Annotated in this window: 20 protein-coding genes and 1 pseudogene; 17 read left to right on the forward strand and 4 right to left on the reverse strand. The window is 47.8% G+C overall.

What is annotated here, in order from left to right:
- The first annotated feature begins 73 nt into the window (after nt 1–73).
- From GOM71_RS15705 to GOM71_RS15725, 5 genes are read left to right on the forward strand one after another with little or no spacing between them, the layout of a single operon-like run.
- Nucleotides 74–1090 carry a phosphotransferase gene (locus tag GOM71_RS15705; protein WP_173275692.1) on the forward strand — a complete coding sequence of 339 codons (1017 nt, stop codon included), beginning with the start codon at nt 74–76 and terminating at the stop codon, nt 1088–1090.
- Between the two features lie 36 nt (nt 1091–1126).
- On the forward strand, nt 1127–2032 hold the full coding sequence (locus GOM71_RS15710; protein WP_156282733.1) for a polysaccharide deacetylase family protein: 906 nt from the start codon (nt 1127–1129) through the stop codon (nt 2030–2032).
- A gap of 54 nt (nt 2033–2086) precedes the next feature.
- Nucleotides 2087–3046, forward strand: a complete 960-nt coding sequence (locus GOM71_RS15715; protein WP_156282735.1) for an AAA family ATPase — start codon at nt 2087–2089, stop codon at nt 3044–3046.
- A 9-nt stretch (nt 3047–3055) separates the two neighbouring features.
- A complete protein-coding gene (locus tag GOM71_RS15720) occupies nt 3056–4183 on the forward strand; it encodes a DUF58 domain-containing protein (protein WP_156282736.1) in 1128 nt (375 codons plus the stop codon).
- Nucleotides 4180–5547, forward strand: coding sequence for a DUF4129 domain-containing protein (locus tag GOM71_RS15725; RefSeq protein ID WP_156282738.1), 1368 nt, complete (start codon nt 4180–4182; stop codon nt 5545–5547). The genes GOM71_RS15720 and GOM71_RS15725 overlap by 4 nt, the downstream gene beginning before the upstream one ends.
- Before the next feature lie 5 nt (nt 5548–5552).
- Here the strand turns inward: GOM71_RS15725 and GOM71_RS15730 are convergent, their stop codons facing one another.
- A complete protein-coding gene (locus tag GOM71_RS15730; RefSeq protein ID WP_367649638.1) occupies nt 5553–6530 on the reverse strand; it encodes a YpdA family putative bacillithiol disulfide reductase in 978 nt (325 codons plus the stop codon).
- A gap of 144 nt (nt 6531–6674) precedes the next feature.
- Here GOM71_RS15730 and GOM71_RS15735 point away from each other — a divergent pair, with 144 nt between their 5' ends.
- Nucleotides 6675–7208, forward strand: a complete 534-nt coding sequence (locus tag GOM71_RS15735; RefSeq protein ID WP_156282742.1) for an ADP-heptose synthase — start codon at nt 6675–6677, stop codon at nt 7206–7208.
- Between the two features lie 84 nt (nt 7209–7292).
- Here the strand turns inward: GOM71_RS15735 and GOM71_RS24475 are convergent.
- The 3 genes and pseudogenes from GOM71_RS24475 to xerS form a co-directional block, all read right to left on the reverse strand.
- Nucleotides 7293–7367 (reverse strand): annotated as a pseudogene (locus GOM71_RS24475) (metallothiol transferase FosB); the annotation flags it as partial.
- Nucleotides 7368–7397: 30 nt separating this feature from the next.
- Nucleotides 7398–7958 (reverse strand): hypothetical protein, encoded by a 561-nt coding sequence (locus GOM71_RS15745; RefSeq protein WP_156282744.1) that lies wholly within the window; start codon nt 7956–7958, stop codon nt 7398–7400.
- A gap of 297 nt (nt 7959–8255) precedes the next feature.
- Nucleotides 8256–9350, reverse strand: a complete 1095-nt coding sequence (gene xerS / locus GOM71_RS15750; RefSeq protein WP_156282746.1) for a tyrosine recombinase XerS — start codon at nt 9348–9350, stop codon at nt 8256–8258.
- 254 nt (nt 9351–9604) lie between these two features.
- Between xerS and sleB the strand changes: the two genes are divergently transcribed.
- From sleB to GOM71_RS15805, 11 genes are all read left to right on the forward strand, one after another.
- Nucleotides 9605–10264: a spore cortex-lytic enzyme gene (gene sleB, locus GOM71_RS15755; protein WP_253944873.1), complete on the forward strand. Its 660-nt coding sequence runs from the start codon at nt 9605–9607 to the stop codon at nt 10262–10264.
- A gap of 239 nt (nt 10265–10503) precedes the next feature.
- Nucleotides 10504–11166, forward strand: coding sequence for an HAD family hydrolase (locus tag GOM71_RS15760; protein ID WP_156282748.1), 663 nt, complete (start codon nt 10504–10506; stop codon nt 11164–11166).
- Between the two features lie 21 nt (nt 11167–11187).
- Nucleotides 11188–11943 carry a ferritin-like domain-containing protein gene (locus GOM71_RS15765; protein ID WP_156282750.1) on the forward strand — a complete coding sequence of 252 codons (756 nt, stop codon included), beginning with the start codon at nt 11188–11190 and terminating at the stop codon, nt 11941–11943.
- Complete coding sequence (locus GOM71_RS24120; protein WP_216651758.1) at nt 11930–12109, forward strand: hypothetical protein; 180 nt, start codon at nt 11930–11932, stop codon at nt 12107–12109. The genes GOM71_RS15765 and GOM71_RS24120 overlap by 14 nt, the downstream gene beginning before the upstream one ends.
- A 26-nt stretch (nt 12110–12135) precedes the next feature.
- Nucleotides 12136–12585: a GyrI-like domain-containing protein gene (locus tag GOM71_RS15775; RefSeq protein ID WP_173275695.1), complete on the forward strand. Its 450-nt coding sequence runs from the start codon at nt 12136–12138 to the stop codon at nt 12583–12585.
- Between the two features lie 3 nt (nt 12586–12588).
- Nucleotides 12589–13515 carry a glycoside hydrolase family 25 protein gene (locus GOM71_RS15780; RefSeq protein ID WP_253944874.1) on the forward strand — a complete coding sequence of 309 codons (927 nt, stop codon included), beginning with the start codon at nt 12589–12591 and terminating at the stop codon, nt 13513–13515.
- 13 nt (nt 13516–13528) lie between these two features.
- The gene (locus GOM71_RS15785; protein WP_156282753.1) at nt 13529–14053 is read left to right on the forward strand and encodes a GNAT family N-acetyltransferase; all 525 of its coding nucleotides are present in this window, start codon (nt 13529–13531) and stop codon (nt 14051–14053) included.
- A 7-nt stretch (nt 14054–14060) separates the two neighbouring features.
- Nucleotides 14061–14672 (forward strand): LysE family translocator, encoded by a 612-nt coding sequence (locus tag GOM71_RS15790; RefSeq protein WP_156282754.1) that lies wholly within the window; start codon nt 14061–14063, stop codon nt 14670–14672.
- A gap of 34 nt (nt 14673–14706) precedes the next feature.
- Complete coding sequence (locus GOM71_RS15795; protein WP_156282756.1) at nt 14707–15258, forward strand: GNAT family N-acetyltransferase; 552 nt, start codon at nt 14707–14709, stop codon at nt 15256–15258.
- A gap of 151 nt (nt 15259–15409) precedes the next feature.
- Nucleotides 15410–15577: a cold-inducible protein YdjO-related protein gene (locus GOM71_RS15800; protein WP_367649639.1), complete on the forward strand. Its 168-nt coding sequence runs from the start codon at nt 15410–15412 to the stop codon at nt 15575–15577.
- A 90-nt stretch (nt 15578–15667) separates the two neighbouring features.
- A complete protein-coding gene (locus GOM71_RS15805; RefSeq protein WP_367649640.1) occupies nt 15668–17599 on the forward strand; it encodes an ATP-dependent DNA helicase in 1932 nt (643 codons plus the stop codon).
- Nucleotides 17600–17862 lie beyond the last annotated feature (263 nt).

Here is a 17862-nt window from a genome sequence, read left to right on the forward strand (position 1 = left end):
ACAATTTCGCAATTTCGAGCAGCACATACAACAGGAACGCAACATGGCCAGAACGCAAGGAGGCATCATCGTTTTGACGAAAGACAGATTTGCCGTTTATATCGAACAGTACCGGTTCGAGTCGGATTGGTCGATTGTTCCGGGTGAAAGCGGCATGAATAATACGACGGTTATGATTGAAGCCGGCAGCCGTAAATATGTGCTTCGGGAGTACAACAATCATAAGGACAGCGGGACGGTTCAATTCGAGCACGAAATATTGAAAGCGCTGCAGCAAGTCGATAAGCCGTTCCGCACGCCTGTGCCGGTACCGAACAGCAAAGGCGATACCGTTTCAGCCGCGCCTGACGGGACGTTGGCCGCCTTGTATGAATTTATTCCGGGCAATCGGCCAACAATGGAAAAGATTGCGCACATTCGAACTCTTGGGCGGGCGGTTTCTGGATTAAGCTTGGCATTCAGTCAAATTAAACCGAAGCTTGCGCCGGCATATTCCCCTTATTACGAACTGGACCAAAATTATGCGTCTGTCACCGACAGCGAGATTAGCAGCTTGCAAAACGATTATGCGGAAATCGGGCAGCGTGCCGAGAAGCTTTCGGAGCTTCTGCTGCACCGCGAGCAGTTGCGGACACGGCTGTCTGCGATCCGAGATCTGCCTTCGCAATGGATACACGGCGATGTCAATTTCAGTAATGCAGTCGCTGCCGGGGATGAAGTGATCGGATTGCTCGATTTCGAATTTTGCACGGTTGATGTCCGCGCAATGGAACTGGCGGTAGTCATCGTCGATCTGATTAGTGAGAAAGAATCGCTGAATTGGGAACGAATTGATGTGTTCTGCAGCGGATACAGCGGCGGCGGGCGTCCGTTAACAGCCAGTGAAGCGGAATTGCTGCCCGCGCTTATTCTATTGCGGATGCTCGACGTGACGCTCCATTTTGCAAGCCGGCTGCTGGATAAGCTGGATATGCCGAGCACATTCGGCAGCATTATCGATCAAGCTTCTCGTGTATGCGAATGGACTGCAGCTAATGAGAAGCAGCTTGTTGAGCTATTTTATCGCCGCTTAGTCGAATTCTATATTTAATGTCATTAATAATTAGGAGATAAGGAGCTGGTAATAATGAATGTCGCATCAGCGCTCGGTTATGGCAGCGATCAACGGCTGCTCATTGTTAACGCGGACGATTACGGATTATGCAAATCGGTCAATAACGGCATCCAGCAGCTGCTTGAGGAGCGTGCTGTCAGCTCCGCTACGCTTATGGTGCCGTGCAAAGCATCCAAGGAAGCGGCGCAATGGAGCGTTAATCATCCCGAGTACGATGTAGGCATTCATTTGACTTTAACCAGTGAATGGGACAATTACCGCTGGGGGCCGGTCAATCGGATGGATAACGTACAGTCGCTCGTGACTAGCGAAGGCTTCTTTCCGAAGGATTGCAAAACGTTTGAGCTTCAAGCCGATCCGGAACAAGTGCGCGTCGAGCTGATTGCGCAAATTGAGACGGCTTTAAGCAGGGGGATGAACCCGACGCACGCGGACAATCATATGGGCAGCCTGTATGGCCTTGCCACGGGCAGAAATTTTTTGCCGATTGTGTTCGACATCTGCGCGAAATATGGATTGCCTTTCCGTATGCCGCGGCTCGTACCAGCTGAAGACGGGCAGGTAGCGCCGCCGGAGCTTGCAGAACAAGCCAGGCAGCTTGGCCTGCTGGCGGATTCAAAGGGCGTTGTCATCCTTGATTATTTAGTCGGGCTGCCGTTTCAGCTTCAAGAGGATGAAACCTATGAATCGTTAAGAGCCGATATGCAACAATTGCTTCGCAGTTTACAGCCTGGCGTTACAGAGCTCATTATTCATCCCTCGCTTGTCACTGACGAGCTGCTCGCCTTTCACGGCCAGCCGGAAAAACGCGGCATGGAATTTCAGCTCTTCCGCGACAAAGCGATTCAGCGGACGCTGGCGGAAGAGAATATCCGAATGATCGGCTGGAGAGAGCTGCAAAAGCTGCAGCGGGGATAGACCGAACCCGCTGTTAATCATCATTTATTTTCATTGGGAGAAGGAGCCGTACTTATGCCATACCAATCCGTCACCGAATTAGCCAAAAGTCTGAAAGCCAATATTGGCCGCGTAATCGTCGGTAAAGAACGTGTGATCGACTTGCTGTTTATTGCGCTCGTTACTTCAGGTCATGTTCTGCTGGAAGACGTTCCCGGCACAGGCAAAACGATGCTGGCGAAGTCGCTTGCAAAATCTTTGAAGCTGCAGTTCCGGCGCGTACAATTTACGCCGGATCTGCTTCCTTCCGATTTGACCGGCATTCAGTTTTATAACCAGAAGGAGGGCGGCTTCGAGTTCCGTCCCGGTCCGCTGTTCACGAACCTGCTGCTTGCCGACGAGATCAATCGAGCAACGCCGCGAACGCAAGCCAGCTTGCTGGAATGCATGGAGGAGAGGCAAATTAGCGTAGAAGGCGAGACAAAGCGGTTGGACAAGCCGTTTATGGTTATCGCAACGCAAAATCCGGTCGACCATCAGGGGACATTCCCGCTGCCGGAGGCGCAGCTTGATCGCTTCTTGTTTAAAATTGAGATGGGCTATCCGACAACGGAGGAAGCCGTACAGATTTTGAAACGGTTCAAGGAAGGCGATCCGCTTGAGCCGCTTCAGTCGATCGCCGATGCGGAACAAATTGCCGAGGCGCAGCGGCTGTACAGCTCCGTTCGCATCTCCGACGACGTTCTGCATTACTTGCTTCAGATCGTTGAAAAAACGAGGGCTCGCGAGGATGTGCTGATCGGCGTTAGTCCGCGCGGAAGCCAGGCATTGCTGCGCGCCGTGCAAGTATATGCGATTTTACAAGGTCGGGATTATGTGACGCCGGACGATGTAAAGGCAATGGCCGCTCCTGCGCTTGCTCACCGTCTTGCGCTTCGTGGCGTTCAGCGGACGCAGCGCAACGCAGAGCACATTATCGCCGATATTATTCGGCAAACGGCTGTTCCGGCGGAAACCGGCATTTCGAGTCGTTAGGCGGACGCAATGATTATTGTCTGGTTTGGCGTTATTGCCGTTATCGTATTATTCCTTCAGGGCAAGCTATTCAAAATTTTTGCGCTTCGTAAAATCGGATATCAACGACATTTTCAATCAAGAAGCTGTTTTCGCGGCGAGCAAATTGAGCTTGTCGAGCAATTAACGAATGAGAAAGGGTTGCCTGTTCCATGGCTTCGCGTGGAGTCGCAAATGCCGGCGAGCCTGCAGTTTCAGCATCAGGAAAATTTGGACATTAGCAGCGGGCAGCTGTCTCAAAACCATAACAGCTTTTTCTCGCTAATGCCTTTTACTAAAATTACGCGGAGACACCGGATCACCGCCTCGCGCCGCGGTTTGTATAAACTGAATACAGTGACGATTACAGGCGGCGATTTGCTTGGCATCCAGCAAATGACCAGACAAATCCCGCTAAGCGGTCAGTTAATCGTCTATCCTAAGCCGGCAGAAGTTCCGGTCCACGAACTGCCGTCGCATAGCTGGCAAGGCGATATTTGTGTTAGGAGATGGATCATCGAAGATCCATTTGTTATAGCCGGGACAAGGGATTATCGAACTGGAGATACGTACAAGCAGGTGAATTGGAAAGCAACGGCAAGAGCGGGGAAGCTGCAAGTTCATCAGTACGATTTTACTGCCGACCGCAAGCTGATGGTCTACTTGAATGCAGAAGATCGTGAAGGCATGTGGCGAACGATAACGGAAGAATATTTAATCGAGCAAGGAATTGAATGGACGGCCGGAGCCGTACAGTATGTTATTCAAGCAGGAATGGAAGCCGGTTTCGCATGCAACATGCCGATGCTTGGCGGTATGGACAGCACGGTGATCGAGCCGCGCGGCGGCAACGGCCATCTGTTTGAGCTGTTTGAAGCGATGGCAAGGCTCGAGTTGCTTCGAACGGAGAAATTTGCGGAATTGCTGGAACGAGAGGCGGACAGCGCTTATTCCCATCGCGACATTGTTATTATTTCTGCTTTTTGGAATGATGAAATGGAGCTGCAAGCCGAGCGTTTAAGAAACAACGGAAACGCAGTCGTCTGCTGGCCGTTGGTCGAACATAAGGATCAAGTATTCGTGGACGAACGGTTCGGGAAAGCAGGTGCCGCTGGATGAGCATTCATCATAATCAACCGGCTCCGAATATTCGGTTCGACCGGACGCATTTTGCGTTGGCAGCTCTTATGGGAACGGTCGAGAACCTATTTCTGCTGCCGCTTCATTTAATTGCAGCTGTATATGCATTAAACGGACCGTTTGTCATGCTCTGGCTGTTAGCATTGCCGCTAATCTACACTGCTGGCTATGGACTGAACGGTGTTATGAAGCTGGAACGACGCATATATCGCATACTGCTTGCATTGGCAACGGGCGGTATTTCTGCGGCTGCTTTATTGGCGTTAGACGGCACTGCCGATAGAGGCTTCTCTTATTATGTAACTTCAATGACGGTTATACTGCTGAGCGCTTTGGTTTCATTGCGGGGCATGCGAATGCGGATGGCCGGATGGAGAACGGCATTCCCGAATCAAGCGATGCTTTTCGCTATTTTTGGTTATGTCGTTATACAATTATTCGTAAAAATGTGGGATAAGCTTGAGCCTTTCGGCGATCTTACAATCTATTGCGGCATTGCCTGTGTCATCTTATTTTTCTTTATTGCAAATGAGAGATTAGTGTCGGGAGAAGCGGGACTTTACGGAAAATCAAAGTCAGCGGCAGCTGCTGCGGGACGCAGACAAAATCGGTGGATGACAGTTGCTGTCGTGGTCGTGCTTTGCATTTTTAGCTTGTTTCGTCAGCTGCAGCATGCGGTTGAATCGGCATTCCGATACATTGTCGCAGCGATCATGGACGTTCTAAACCGTCCTGTAAAAGAACAGCTGACCGAAACGCCGGAAGAACAAACACCGCCTCCGCCTGCGATGCCTGAAGAAATCAAGGAACCAGCCCAATGGTTGATCGTGCTGGAGCAAATTTTGCGTATTGCTGGCACCATTATCGTTATTATTGTGCTGTGCGTGCTTCTCTATTTTCTCGGCAGAACCTTGTACCGTCTCTCCCAGCGAATCCTCGCGAAAATTTGGGAGCGATCGAACGAGAAGCGGGGCGCGGACGACGGATATACGGATGAGGTAGAGAGTATTATTGCTTCCTCGAAATGGAGAAGCGGATGGAGACAGGAAGGCAGTGCTCGCAAGGAAGATCGCTGGAGCAAGCTGACGAGCGGAGCGGAGCGGATCCGTTATCTGTATCGCCGTTTCGTATCCGAGCAGATCGCAAAGGGCTATGCGCATCGTTCGGATATGACGCCGCAAGAGGTAGCGGGAGATATTGCGACATGGCGGAAAAACGCTTCGACAGAAGACGAGCGGCGTTTGATTCGCAGCTACGAGGAAGTTCGCTACGGCGAACGCGAGCTGGATGCTGCCATTGCGGAGCAATTGAAAAAACGGCTCGACGAGTCGAGCCGTTATTAACGGAATTAGGCCATACGGCTTGTAATATGCTGAGCAATTTTGTTGCCATGATAGCGGCCGGATTCGATAAATATTTCATTAGCTTCATGCTTGGAGGCGACGACGCCGGCTAAATAAAGGCCGGGGACGTTCGTCTCCATTGTCGTTTCGTCAAAAAAGGGATAGCCTTCTTCGGCGATGATGACGCCGGTATCGGCTAGAAATTGCCGGTCCGGGTGGAAGCCGGTCAAAGCAAAGACGAAATCATTCGGTATCGTTCGGCGGCCTTCCGCAGCTTCTATCGTAACGCTTCGTTTATCGATTTCGACTACATGCGATTGGAACAGCATTTGGATTTCGCCCGATTCCACTTTCTTCTCCAAGCCGGGCCGAACCCATGGTTTTATGCTGCGCGAGTAAGTATCGCCGCGATAAATGACCGTCACTTTGGCGCCAACGCGCTGAAGCTCGAGTGCGGCGTCGATCGCGGAGTTGCTTCCGCCGATAATCGCAACTTCCATCCCCGTATAAGGATGCGATTCACGGAAAAAATGAGACACCTTATCGAGCGTTTCCCCAGGAATGCCTAAGTAATTGGGATGGTCAAAATATCCTGTCGCAATGACGACATATCGGCTTGCATAGCGGCGCTCGTCACCGAAGCGGTCAACGCTCGATACGAGAAAGCCGTCGCTGTTTCGTTCCACCTTCATGACCGTTTCATATGCGTTCACTCGCAATTCGTGACGTACCGCCGCAGTCCGGTAATAGTTGATCGCTTCGATCCGGTATGGTTTTTCATTGGGTGAAGTAAAAGGAATATCGCCAATTTCCAAACGGTCTGCCGTGCTGAAAAATTGCATATAGGTTGGATATTGGGAGATAGAGTGCACAAGATTGTTTTTCTCGATAATAAGGGGGCGAAGACCGATTCGCTGCAGCTCAATCGCGGCTGCCAACCCGCAAGGCCCGGCTCCAATAATAATTGCTTCTTCTCGTTCCACTCGCAAGTACCTCCTATATATGTCTATCCCTACATTTTACTGCGGAAAGCGGAATTTACGCAAATTTGGCGTTTGGCTATCTTGTACACGGTTCGTAATATTGTATAATAATGTGGAACCGTTTGTACTGAAGGAGGAACTAGCATGCGACGGCGATTTGTAATTGAAGCTGTGATGGTGGCAACCTATGGGCATCTACTTGTTCCGAGCCGTCCCATTGATTATGTCGTCCCTTATTCATCCGTATTAGAGCTGTACGATATGAGAGACGGGTCCGATCCGGTGATGGACGATCCAGACGACGATTTCCACGTTCGCAACAAAATTTCGGAACTGATTTCGTTTTTCGAGGATCCGCTTAATCGCAAAAAGATTGAGAAGGCGATGCAGATGCCGTGGCGTGAAAGCGCTCCGCTGCTGTTAAACGACCGCATTCAGTTTACGATTGTCCACGCGGTGGATAACGCGCATTACGGGGAATTTTTCGATCCGATTGAAACCGAACTGCTGCTGACAAGCTCAAAGTTGAGCATACCGCTTTTGTCTGACCAATTCGAATTTCAAGATAAGCTAATTGAGGCGGAAGTGCCAGTGCAGGTATACGATATCGAGGATTTTGAATTTGCAGTCGAGGAAGGCATATCGACGGCGGACGCCGGATTGTTCGGTGATCGTTAAAAATCTTGAGCCAAAAGGCTCAAGATTTTTGTTTTTAAATCAATTGATTTATTGGTCATAAAAAATCATATGTTCCTTATCATCTTAGTAATAGGAAAGTCTGTCCTGCAGCGTACCCATATGGCATTCAAATTTATGCCCATCAGGATCGGTGAAAAAATGGACCTTTTAGTTCTTCCGATTTTCATTTTATTCGGCCCCTTCGGTAATTCTGGTCCGGCGTGTTGATTTTGTTTCTTCAGACATCAATTTTCTAATGATGTCAAACTGTTCTTTATTATCGCTCGCCGAATAGTACCATGCTATTTTGCCTTCATTAATATCAACGATCAGTTCCTTATTCTGATCGTTGTTAAACAGTATTAGCGAGCCTTTCTTTCCTTCGAGTTCGTATTCCTTCTTTTTCATTTGTTTCGGATTTAAAAATTTATCGGCTTCTTCGCGTTCGGAGTGCGCTCCGAACAAAAATATAGTTTGTACATCCGAACTAATCTTTTCGTCAAGAAATTTCTTTTTTTGTTTCACGTTCGAACCGTTAATATATACCTCGATAAATTCCAGAGCGAGATTATCATCACTTTCTAGCTCTGAAGCAGGAGCCCCATTAACTTTGGGCGTATCAGACAGACCCTGGGTTGATGTTTCTTTCGCCGCTGAGTCGTTCTTTGCGGTTTCGTTAATTGTTCCGTTACTGCAACCAACAACCATGATAAATGCTCCGAATAATAACCATTTAAGAAGTTTCCTCATTTGAAACGACCTCCTATTTGGTTATACTATACTATAATAGCCGTAACTTTCCCATATTTTCTATTTTCTAGTGCGGATTAGACGAGGTAGGGTGAAACGGAACGGAGCGGGCGAATGATTCCGGGGAAGCTCAGTTGATGCTTACGAAGTAGCTTTCTTGCAGAAAGCTTTTAAGTGTTCGCTTATGCTCACGGACTCCGACCTATGGTGAATCCAATCATGGAGTCCGTGAGTAACGGCGATCGTAGGAAGTTTCGTCCGCGCAGTGGAGCACCTGCACACGCACACCAACGCGTATTACGAATCCTCGCTCGATCTCTTTATTCGATCAATCGCTTCAGCCATCGTTTTGTCGGTTAAATGCGCATAGATTTGCGTCGTTTCCGGCGAAGCATGGCCGAGCTGCTCTTGTGTCATATAAATATCGTTGCGCAAGTAATAGTCGGTAGCGAAGGAATGGCGCAGCTTATGTACGGATAGATAAGGCTTGCCAAATCTTTTGGCGTATTTGATAACCATCTCCTGAATAGCCCGTTTGGTCATGCGAGAGCCTTCGTTTTTGCCGTTTGCAATGGCAAGAAAGAGGGCTTTTTCGCGTTTAGGCGCTTTATAACGGGTATCCCGCATTTGCAAATATGCGTTAAGATCGGCAGTCGCTTCCTGGCGGAAGTAAACCGGCGTTTTGAACGTATCGTCATTTTTACCCTTGCGGTAGACATAACAAAGCTTTTTCTTCACATCGATGTCATCGACGTTTAAATTTACAAGCTCCGAGACGCGAAGTCCGGAATGGAGGATGAGGCTAATAATGCAAGCGTCGCGCGTCTGATTGAGCTTATAAGAGTAAAGCGCCTGCTTGTTCGTCGCGATGTCATTCTCATAATAATGACCGATATAAGCCATAAACTCCGCAATTTCTTCCTCCTGCAGCAGCTTGCCCTCTAATTTTGCGGCCGTATCCTTCGGTTTATGGGTTCGTTTGATCGACACTTTCGCCATTACGTTGCGCTTAAGCAGCGGATAAAATTCATCATCCTCGGCTATTTGGCTTAAATAATGAAATAACGAGCGCAATGACGATAATCGGCGCGTTATCGTTGTTTTGGAATTGCTGTGGATCGGATTCGTCGCGAGGAACATTCGAAAATTGTCTATGCTCTCCATGTGGAGACGCTCCAGCTCGATGAGTTCGACACCTTTAATATCTGTCGCATTTGATAAGCCTTCGGCAATTAGCCATTTCATAAACAGCTCGTAATCTCTGACGTACTCGAGCAGCGAAGAAGGTGAGAGGTCAGGGAGTTTATAGTTGACGAACTTCTCGACATACCACGGCATGGACGGCAGCTTGCGATCGAGCTCTTGGCGGTCTTTTACTTTCAAAATGTTCATTTGTTGCAGCTGCACCTCGCTTTATTATCTCGTTAAAATTCTTCCTATATTGTACCAATCCGTCAACAAGCGGACAATAACGGGCTTCACTAATTGTTTCAAATGCTTCATTAGCAAATTAATGTAATTGTTCACAAAGGGTTACACAATATTTTTTATTATGTTAAACTCATAAAAATAGTTAGCCGATTCCATTATAAAACCATTAAATTATGATAATGATTATGAAAATTATGAGGAGGAATATTAAAATCATGAAAAATAATCGGATGAAAAAAACGTTTATATATATTTTTGCATTAATTATTGCAATTGCGGTTCCCGTGCAAGCTGCACAAGCGGCAGCGCCGGCAACGCTGCAATACGGCGATAGCGGAGCAGACGTTCCAGACTTGCAATTCCGTCTGAAGACGCTGGGTTACTTTACGAATGATGCGGTAACGGACTTTTACGGACGCATGACTGAAGATGCGGTTCGCAAGTTTCAAGCGGATTATGGTCTTGCTAAAGACGGCGTAGCCGGGGTAAAGACATGGTCCAAATTGAAAAAAACATCGGCTAACGAACGCGAGCTCAATTTGCTTGCTCGAATCGTATACGGTGAAGCGCGCGGGGAATCCTATAAAGGTAAAGTCGCAGTTGCAGCGGTTGTCATGAATCGTGTTCAAGCTTCCGGATTCCCGGATACAATTGAAGGCGTAATTGAGGAATCGGGCGCATTCACAGCCGTTGATGACGGCCAATACTACATGCAGCCAGACTCGGAGGCGTATCGTGCGGCGATTGACGCATTGAGAGGCGAGGATCCATCCGGCGGCGCGTTGTATTACTTTAATCCGAAGACAGCTACTTCCGATTGGATTTGGACGCGTAAGCAGATCGTAACGATCGGCAATCATATTTTTGCGAAATAATCGCAGCAATGGATTTCGGCATAAGATTAATCATAATGGGATGCAAAGCGGCCTTTCGAGGCCGCTTTCTTTATTTGCAAAAAATACGAAATTTTTTTTAGCTAATTTTCTCTTTATTTTCCTATTTTATATTTTACAATGGTGACTAGGCGGCAGAAAAGTCTGAACATTCAGAACGGGGAAAGTGGTTGATGTAATTTCTGCTTGGAAGCAAATAGAGATAAAGGGGAGTTGCAAAGATGGATCATATTAAGGCGGTCATTTTTGATCTCGACAATACGCTGTTGGACCGGACGCGTACGTTTAGCCAATTTACAGAGAGGCTGATCGAATCCTACTTTAGCCATATAGAAGACACCCGAGCGATCCATGACCGAATCGTCGAATTGGACGAGGACGGATACAAAAATAAAAATGAACTGTTTGCTGAACTGATCGACGAGCTTCCATGGGCGATTAAGCCGACTAAAGCGGAACTGCTGTCGTTCTACAGCGATGAATATGTAAAAAGCGCCGTATTGATGGAGCAAGCGATTGAAGTGCTGCAGCATGCGAAATCTAAATATTTAACGGGATTAATTACAAACGGAAAAACAATGATTCAATACGGCAAAATCGATCAAGTGGCCATTCGCAACGAGTTTGATCTCATTATCGTTTCGGAGGAGGCAGGCGTGAAGAAGCCTGATCCGTCCATCTTTCAGCTTGCCTTAAATCGGCTCGAATTGCAGCCGGAGCAATGTTTATTTATCGGCGATCATCCCGTCAACGATGTGGAAGGCGCGGCGAAGATCGGGATGGATACGATATGGCTTCAAGTGAATCAAGCATGGCGTGAAGGCATTCAAGCAGCGCCGCTGCATTCCATTAACAGGCTAAGCGAATTGCTTGATATCATTTAGAAAGCAAAGGAGGCAGCGGCTTTGGAAGTTGATTTTGCAAAATGGAGAACGTATTTTCAATACAACGGCGATCACTTAAAACCGCTGGACTGGGACGATCCGTACCGGATTACGCCGGAGGAACGAAAGCGGATTGCGAAGTCGATCCAGCAGTTTCAGCTCGGTGAAAATTCGGAGGGTAAGCATTTAACCGGCAACGCGAAAGCCTATATCGATCGTACGAAGGATGAAGGTTATTTCAGTGCAATCGTGGAGTTCATTCGCGAAGAACAGCGGCATGCAAGAGAGCTCGGCAAATTTATGAAAATACAGCAAATCCCGATTATTCGCGAGCATTGGGTCGATCAGGCCTTTCGCAGGCTGCGCAAATTGGCTGGACTGGAGCAGTCCATTATCGTCCTCATCACGGCGGAGATTATAGCCAAGGTATATTACAAAGCTCTACGGGAATGTACAAGATCGGCGACCTTGATTCAAATATGCGAGCAAATATTGCAGGACGAAATCAAACATGTGCAGTTCCAGTCAGAGACGTTGTACAAGCTGTCGCTAGGAAGAAGCAAGCTAAGGAACGGATGGTCGAGGCTGTTTCACCGAATTCTTCTTGAAGGTACGCTTGTTGTTGTGTGGCTGCAGCATCGGTCTGTTTTCACAGGCGGCGGCTATCGATTAGGGAGGTTTTACAATGATTGCAGAAAAGAATTTCGTTTGTCGGATGCTATTGTGAGAGGAAAGCCAACCGCTGTACTAAGGGGGTTACAGGATGTCAACTATTGAACAACGATTAATTCAATTAGGAATTGTATTGCCTGCTGCGAGCGATCCTGCGGCGCAATATGAGAATTGCGTCATTGTAACGGGATTCTATATTCGAGGTGGAATAAATCGGAAATATACGATTTACACGCGAACAAATGTGCGTTATTCTGTAATTGGGCATTAATAACATTATTGGAGGTTAAGTCCGCGGTGGAATTGAATCAGATCGAGGTTGTTCAGCTGCCGGAAAAACATTATGTCGGTTTATCGGTGACGTCCTCTTTTCGCGGACATGACCCGAAGCGGGTCGAGCAGATGAAAGAAAGCTTTTTCTGCCGGTATGATGAAATTCGGCATGTGGTCGATGAAACACAATATGTAAGCCCGCATTTCAGCAGCGAACAGCTGTTTACTTATTTGATTTGTGCTGAAGTGAGCCGGCTCAGCGATATTCCGGAAGGGATGATCGGTTTCACGATCCCGGCCCAGTCCTATGTGAAAACGCGCAGCAGCGGAGATCCTTATGCGGAGCTGCACCAATATGTGAAGGAACATAACTTATCCAATAACAGCAAAGCGTTAGCGCTCGAAGTTTACAAGAGGGATATGCCGGTATGGCCGAATGAAACGGAAGTTTATATTCCTCTTGCGAGAGGATAGCCAATGCCAATAACCAAGAGAGATCGCAAGTGGATTCGGTTGATTAGCCGCTTATCAATGGCAGGCTTAGCCTTATTCGTTATTATTACTGCAACTGTTTATAACGGCAAAGTTGCCCCAATCAGGTACATCATCGGAATCCCTGTAGTTGTTGTCGTATTCATATTGATCATGCTGCTTCGTTCATGGCGGCAAAAACAAAAAATTTCGTTAAAGCTGTTCCGTGTCCTTGCCGCGGTCGTGGTGTTGGCTTCATTAGGCTTCTTGCAATTTAAAGGCGTCATCTGGCATAATAGCTTTTTTGCCAAATCGTACAGCGTGAAGGGTCTTGATGTCGCCCGTTATCAAGGAAATATCGATTGGAATAAAGTCCGCAGTACAAATCTTTATCGGTTTGTGTACATCAAAGCGACGGAAGGCCGGGATTTGACGGATCCGTATTTTAACCGCAACTGGACGGAGGCGAGCAGGAGAGGGTTCGCAGTAGGGGCCTATCACTTCTTTACAACGCAAAGCACAGGCGAGCAGCAAGCCGATCATTATATCGCGACCGTGCCGAAAGAAGACGACACGTTGCCTCCGGTTATCGATATTGAAATTGCATTAGACAAGGATGTGTCTGGCATCCGCGAGCAATTAACGGCATTAATTAATAAATTGGAGCAGCACTACGAGCAAAAACCGCTTTTATATGTGACTTATGCAACCTACAATACGTATATTGCCGGAAGTTTTACCGAGAATGACATTTGGATTCGCGATATCGTCAAATCTCCGAAATTAAAGAAGGACCGCGATTGGCTGCTTTGGCAATACAGCAATCGGGGCCGCGTGGCGGGAATTGACGCGTACGTTGATTTGAACGTTTTTAATGGAGACTGGAAGCAGTTCGATAAACGGTTTAAGGTTGGTCGCTATTATTTGGACTAGAAAGGTGAAGCAAATGGATCGTACAATCAATGTAACGCTTGAGGTAAGGCCAGCGACGCTGGAAGACGGCGAAACGATATTCGGGCTGTGGGTAAATGCGGCGAACTGGCTATTAGAGAAAGGAATCAATCAATGGCATCCTGATTTTTTTCGTTTAGAGCAAGTAAAGGAATGGATGGATAGCGGAGCGGATGTTTACGTGGCAAGCTTGAACGGCGGCATTGTCGGCACCTTGCTCCTCTGCTGGACGGATCCGGATGTTTGGGGTGAACAAAACAGCGAAGATGCAGGTTATATCCATCGTTTTGCCACCAGCAGGGCGCACGCGGGACTTGGCATAGGTTCGAAGCTGCTGAAATGGGCTGAAGCAGAAATTGCCTCGAGAGGAAAATCGTCGGCAAGATTGGACTGCATCGCAGAAAATTCGGCGCTAAACGCTTATTATCGCAATAACGGTTATATGCTAGTCGGAAACAAGCACTGGCCGAACGGCTGGAAAGCGAATCTATACGAGAAAATAATCGTAATGGAGCAATGATGTATAAATGACGGTTTTTAACGGCCTTCTGATTGGGCTATCGATTGCAGCGCCTGTTGGCCCGATCGGTATTTTATGTATGAAAAGAATGATAACGCAAGGCCGATTATACGGATTGGCGTCCGGCTTCGGCGCAGCTGCCGCTGATGCGGTTTATGGCATAATTGCAGCCGCCGGATTTACGGCGGTTATGGATTTGCTTACGAGCCAGCAGCAGTGGATCCGTTTGCTGGGAGGTCTTTTTTTAATCTACTTAGGCTTGCAATCGTTTTTGGCTCAAGCAGCAGATGAACGCGGCGACGTAAAGTCAAGCCGGAGCTTGGCGCACGCCAGCTTGACGACATTTGCGTTAACAATATCGAACCCGCTTACGATTATTTCGTTTGTGGGCATTTTTTCTGCTATCGAGCAAACGTCCACGACCGGAGCAGGCGGCGCATGGTGGATGATGATTGGCATTTGGCTGGGTTCAATGCTATGGTGGACTTTTCTGTGTATCGTAATTGGCTCCATTCGGACGGTGTTGAACCGATCAGCCATGCGATGGATCAATCTTATTTCCGGCGTTGTATTACTTACATATGGCGCTATTGCAATTATTAAGGCTATATCAGGCTAAACATTTCATCAAAGAGCTAATAGGAGATTGAGAGATGGATTATTTTCCGGAGCTTCAGACAGAGCGACTAATGCTGCGGCAGTTGACGCTTCAAGATGCCGATGCGATTTTTCATTATTTTTCGAGCGATGAGGTTACTCGTTATTATGATCTTGATAGCTTCACCGAGCGCAGTCAAGCTGTTGATATTATTCAAATGTGGAACGACAGCTTCACGCTGGGGCTTGGTATCCGTTGGGCTATCTGTTTGAAAGAAGACCCGACTGTCCTCATTGGAACTTGCGGTTATCATACATGGAAGAAAGAGCATTGCAAAGCCGAGATCGGCTATGAACTGACACCAGAGCGTTGGAATCACGGCATTATGACGGAGGCAGTCGCCGCTATTATCCCTTACGGCTTTGAAGTATTGGGGCTAAACCGAATTGAAGCGTTGATCGATCCAAGTAATGAGGGTTCCAGACGGCTGCTCTTAAAAAACGGTTTGACAGAGGAAGGGCTGCTTCGCGACTATTACTTGGAGAAGGGACAGTTTGTCGATGCGGTCGTATTCTCGATCTTGAAGAGAGAGCATGTGGCGAAATAGTCACTCATGTACAGCCCGTTCCCTTTGACTTCATCATTCCGATAATGATATATTAATCGGGATTGTTTTTTTGTAAGCGATGGATGAAAGGGATGGAAAATTGGCTACAAGCGAAGACACAACGAAACCGAAACTGTTACCGACCAAAATTTTGAAATGTAAAAATCCGGAGTGCAAAGCTTGGGTTCGCGATGAATTTGCATCATCGGAACAAAGCTGTCCGATTTGCAAAGGACCGATGGGAAGAAGCATGAAGCATTTGCCAGCCGTACAGAACAAACCAAAACGTCAGCCGCGCAAGCCGAAATCGGATTTTTAATGAAGCTATAGCAGTTAAGCGAAATAGGGGAAATGACAGACGGCTGCGTGCTTGCACGCGGTCGTTTGCAACTAATGGGGGATACAAGCCGTGACTCAATATCCGTTTACGTTCGATCCAAAAGAGCCGTTCATTCAGCAAGCAAGCGATTGGATTGCCGATGTGTTCTACGAGAGGCTGCCTGAAGCGGGGTTTGAAACGCGCGACGAGCAAATTTTTATGGCTTTTCAGCTGGAGCGCGCTTATGCCGAGAAGCAGACGATTTTTGCCGAAGCAGGAGTGGGAACAGGCAAAACGCTTGCATATTTGCTATACGCCGTCACCTATGCAAGATATACAAGAAAGCCGGCGATTATCGCATGCGCCGACGAGTCGCTTATCGAGCAGCTTGTCAAACCGGAAGGCGATATTGCAAAGCTTGCCCGCCATTTGGATTTGATCGTTGACGCGAGATTGGCCAAATCGGCAGACCAATACGTATGTTTAAATAAACTGGATGAGGCAAGAGCGGCTTTCGACGACGATTCGGAGCATTATGACGAGGTGTTCAGGTCATTGCCGAATTTTGTGCATAAGCCGGAAACGATGCAAAGCTTTCATCCATACGGCAACCGCAAGGATTATCCCGAGCTTCATGATGGCCAATGGGAAAAAATCGGCTGGGACGTGTTCCAGGATTGCCTCGTGTGCGATCGGCGGCATCGCTGCGGCCAGACGCTTTCGCGCGATCATTACCGCAAGTCGGCAGACGTCATTATTTGCTCGCATGACTTTTACATGGAGCATATTTGGACGTACGAGTCGCGTCAGAGGGAAGGGCAATTGCCGCTGCTGCCTGAGCATAGCTCGGTTATTTTTGATGAAGGACATTTGCTCGAAACCGCAGCGCAGCAAGCGCTCACCTATAAGCTTAATCATAGCGTGTTCGAATCGATAATTACTCGTTTGCTGCAGGATGAGATTCGCGAATCGCTTGCGGAGGCAGTTGAAGAAGCGATTGCACAAAGCGAATATTTATTTCAGCTGCTAGCTGATTACAGCGAGAAAGTGCCGGCATCGAATCGGAAAGAAATTCGTTGGAACGAACAGCTGCATCGTGAAGTCGCCAAGCTTCAAGCGGTCATTGGCTCGATTGAGGAAGAACTTGTATTCGAGGGCGGATTGTTTACAATTGACTCCTATCAGCTGAAAATTGTCGAAGAGCATTTGGAAATGATACAGCTCGCGCTTTCCCTGTTCAAAAAAGAGGATAAGCCAATCAGTTGGGCAGCGGACGACAAAGAAGGCATCTCGCTTGTCATTATGCCGAAATGGGTAAAAGAGGTGCTGCGCGACCAGCTGTTCTCACGCAAAATGCCAATCGTCTTCTCGTCCGCCACGATGTCCGTCAACAACTCGTTTTCGTTCATGAAAGACAGTCTTGGCATTCAGGATGCGCTTCAATTTACAGTGCCATCGCCGTACGATTATGAGAATCGGATGAAGGTATACGCGCCGCTTAACGCGACAGATAAGCTGGAGAGCTGCATCGAGCTGCTGCGGCAATCTGGCGGCAGAACGCTTATGCTGTTTCCGTCTATGGAGGAATTAGCTCGTTTTCGTATGGAGACGGAAGGTCAGCCTATCCGCGAAAGATATCCGTTCCTTTTTGAAGGCTCGGCGGAAATCAGCCATTTGATTGCACAGTTCCAGCAGGAAGAAGAAAGCGTGCTGTGCGCTGTTACGCTGTGGGAGGGATTGGACATCCCAGGTCCGTCATTGTCACAGGTAATCATATGGGATTTGCCATTCCCGCCTAATGATCCGGTATTTGCGGCGAGAAGAGAAGAAGCGCGCGACCCGCTGGAAGAAGTTGACATGCCATATATGCTGCTAAGACTTCGGCAGGGCATCGGCCGTCTGATTCGATCAAGCGAAGACAGTGGAAGCGTGGTTATTTTTGGGGATCGGATGGGCGATGCTGCAATTCGAAATCGGATTGAACTCGTATTGCCGGAAGGCGTCGTTATGCAATCCATATAGTTTTCGTGAGGCTGTCCCATAAGCCATTAAAATGACCATAGGACACCTCTCTTTTATTTGGTTCGTACAGCTACCTGCGCATTTCGTTCTTCCGATCGCCATTGCTCAGGGATTCCTTTGAGAATCATTGGGGGCAGTGGGAGAACAGATACAACCAGTTCTCAAATTTGCTAATGTCTTGCTTCCACGCTTTCGTGTTTTCTTTATGATAGGTATTATATTTCACAAGTGCTCGTTGTTCTTCCGACTCCAAGTAAGCATAA

Source organism: Paenibacillus sp. NEAU-GSW1 (assembly GCF_009737085.1).
Classification (GTDB): Bacteria; Bacillota; Bacilli; order Paenibacillales; family Paenibacillaceae; genus Pristimantibacillus.

Bases quoted from the DNA above. Each gene is read 5' to 3' on its own strand.
- GOM71_RS15710 (WP_156282733.1), top strand. From the start codon at position 1,127: ATGAATGTCGCATCAGCGCTCGGTTATGGCAGCGATCAACGGCTGCTC.
- GOM71_RS15715 (WP_156282735.1), top strand. From the start codon at position 2,087: ATGCCATACCAATCCGTCACCGAATTAGCCAAAAGTCTGAAAGCCAAT.
- GOM71_RS15720 (WP_156282736.1), top strand. From the start codon at position 3,056: ATGATTATTGTCTGGTTTGGCGTTATTGCCGTTATCGTATTATTCCTT.
- GOM71_RS15725 (WP_156282738.1), top strand. From the start codon at position 4,180: ATGAGCATTCATCATAATCAACCGGCTCCGAATATTCGGTTCGACCGG.
- GOM71_RS15735 (WP_156282742.1), top strand. From the start codon at position 6,675: ATGCGACGGCGATTTGTAATTGAAGCTGTGATGGTGGCAACCTATGGG.
- GOM71_RS15745 (WP_156282744.1), bottom strand. From the start codon at position 7,958: ATGAGGAAACTTCTTAAATGGTTATTATTCGGAGCATTTATCATGGTT.
- xerS (WP_156282746.1), bottom strand. From the start codon at position 9,350: ATGAACATTTTGAAAGTAAAAGACCGCCAAGAGCTCGATCGCAAGCTG.
- sleB (WP_253944873.1), top strand. From the start codon at position 9,605: ATGAAAAATAATCGGATGAAAAAAACGTTTATATATATTTTTGCATTA.
- GOM71_RS15760 (WP_156282748.1), top strand. From the start codon at position 10,504: ATGGATCATATTAAGGCGGTCATTTTTGATCTCGACAATACGCTGTTG.
- GOM71_RS24120 (WP_216651758.1), top strand. From the start codon at position 11,930: ATGTCAACTATTGAACAACGATTAATTCAATTAGGAATTGTATTGCCT.
- GOM71_RS15780 (WP_253944874.1), top strand. From the start codon at position 12,589: ATGCCAATAACCAAGAGAGATCGCAAGTGGATTCGGTTGATTAGCCGC.
- GOM71_RS15785 (WP_156282753.1), top strand. From the start codon at position 13,529: ATGGATCGTACAATCAATGTAACGCTTGAGGTAAGGCCAGCGACGCTG.
- GOM71_RS15790 (WP_156282754.1), top strand. From the start codon at position 14,061: ATGACGGTTTTTAACGGCCTTCTGATTGGGCTATCGATTGCAGCGCCT.
- GOM71_RS15795 (WP_156282756.1), top strand. From the start codon at position 14,707: ATGGATTATTTTCCGGAGCTTCAGACAGAGCGACTAATGCTGCGGCAG.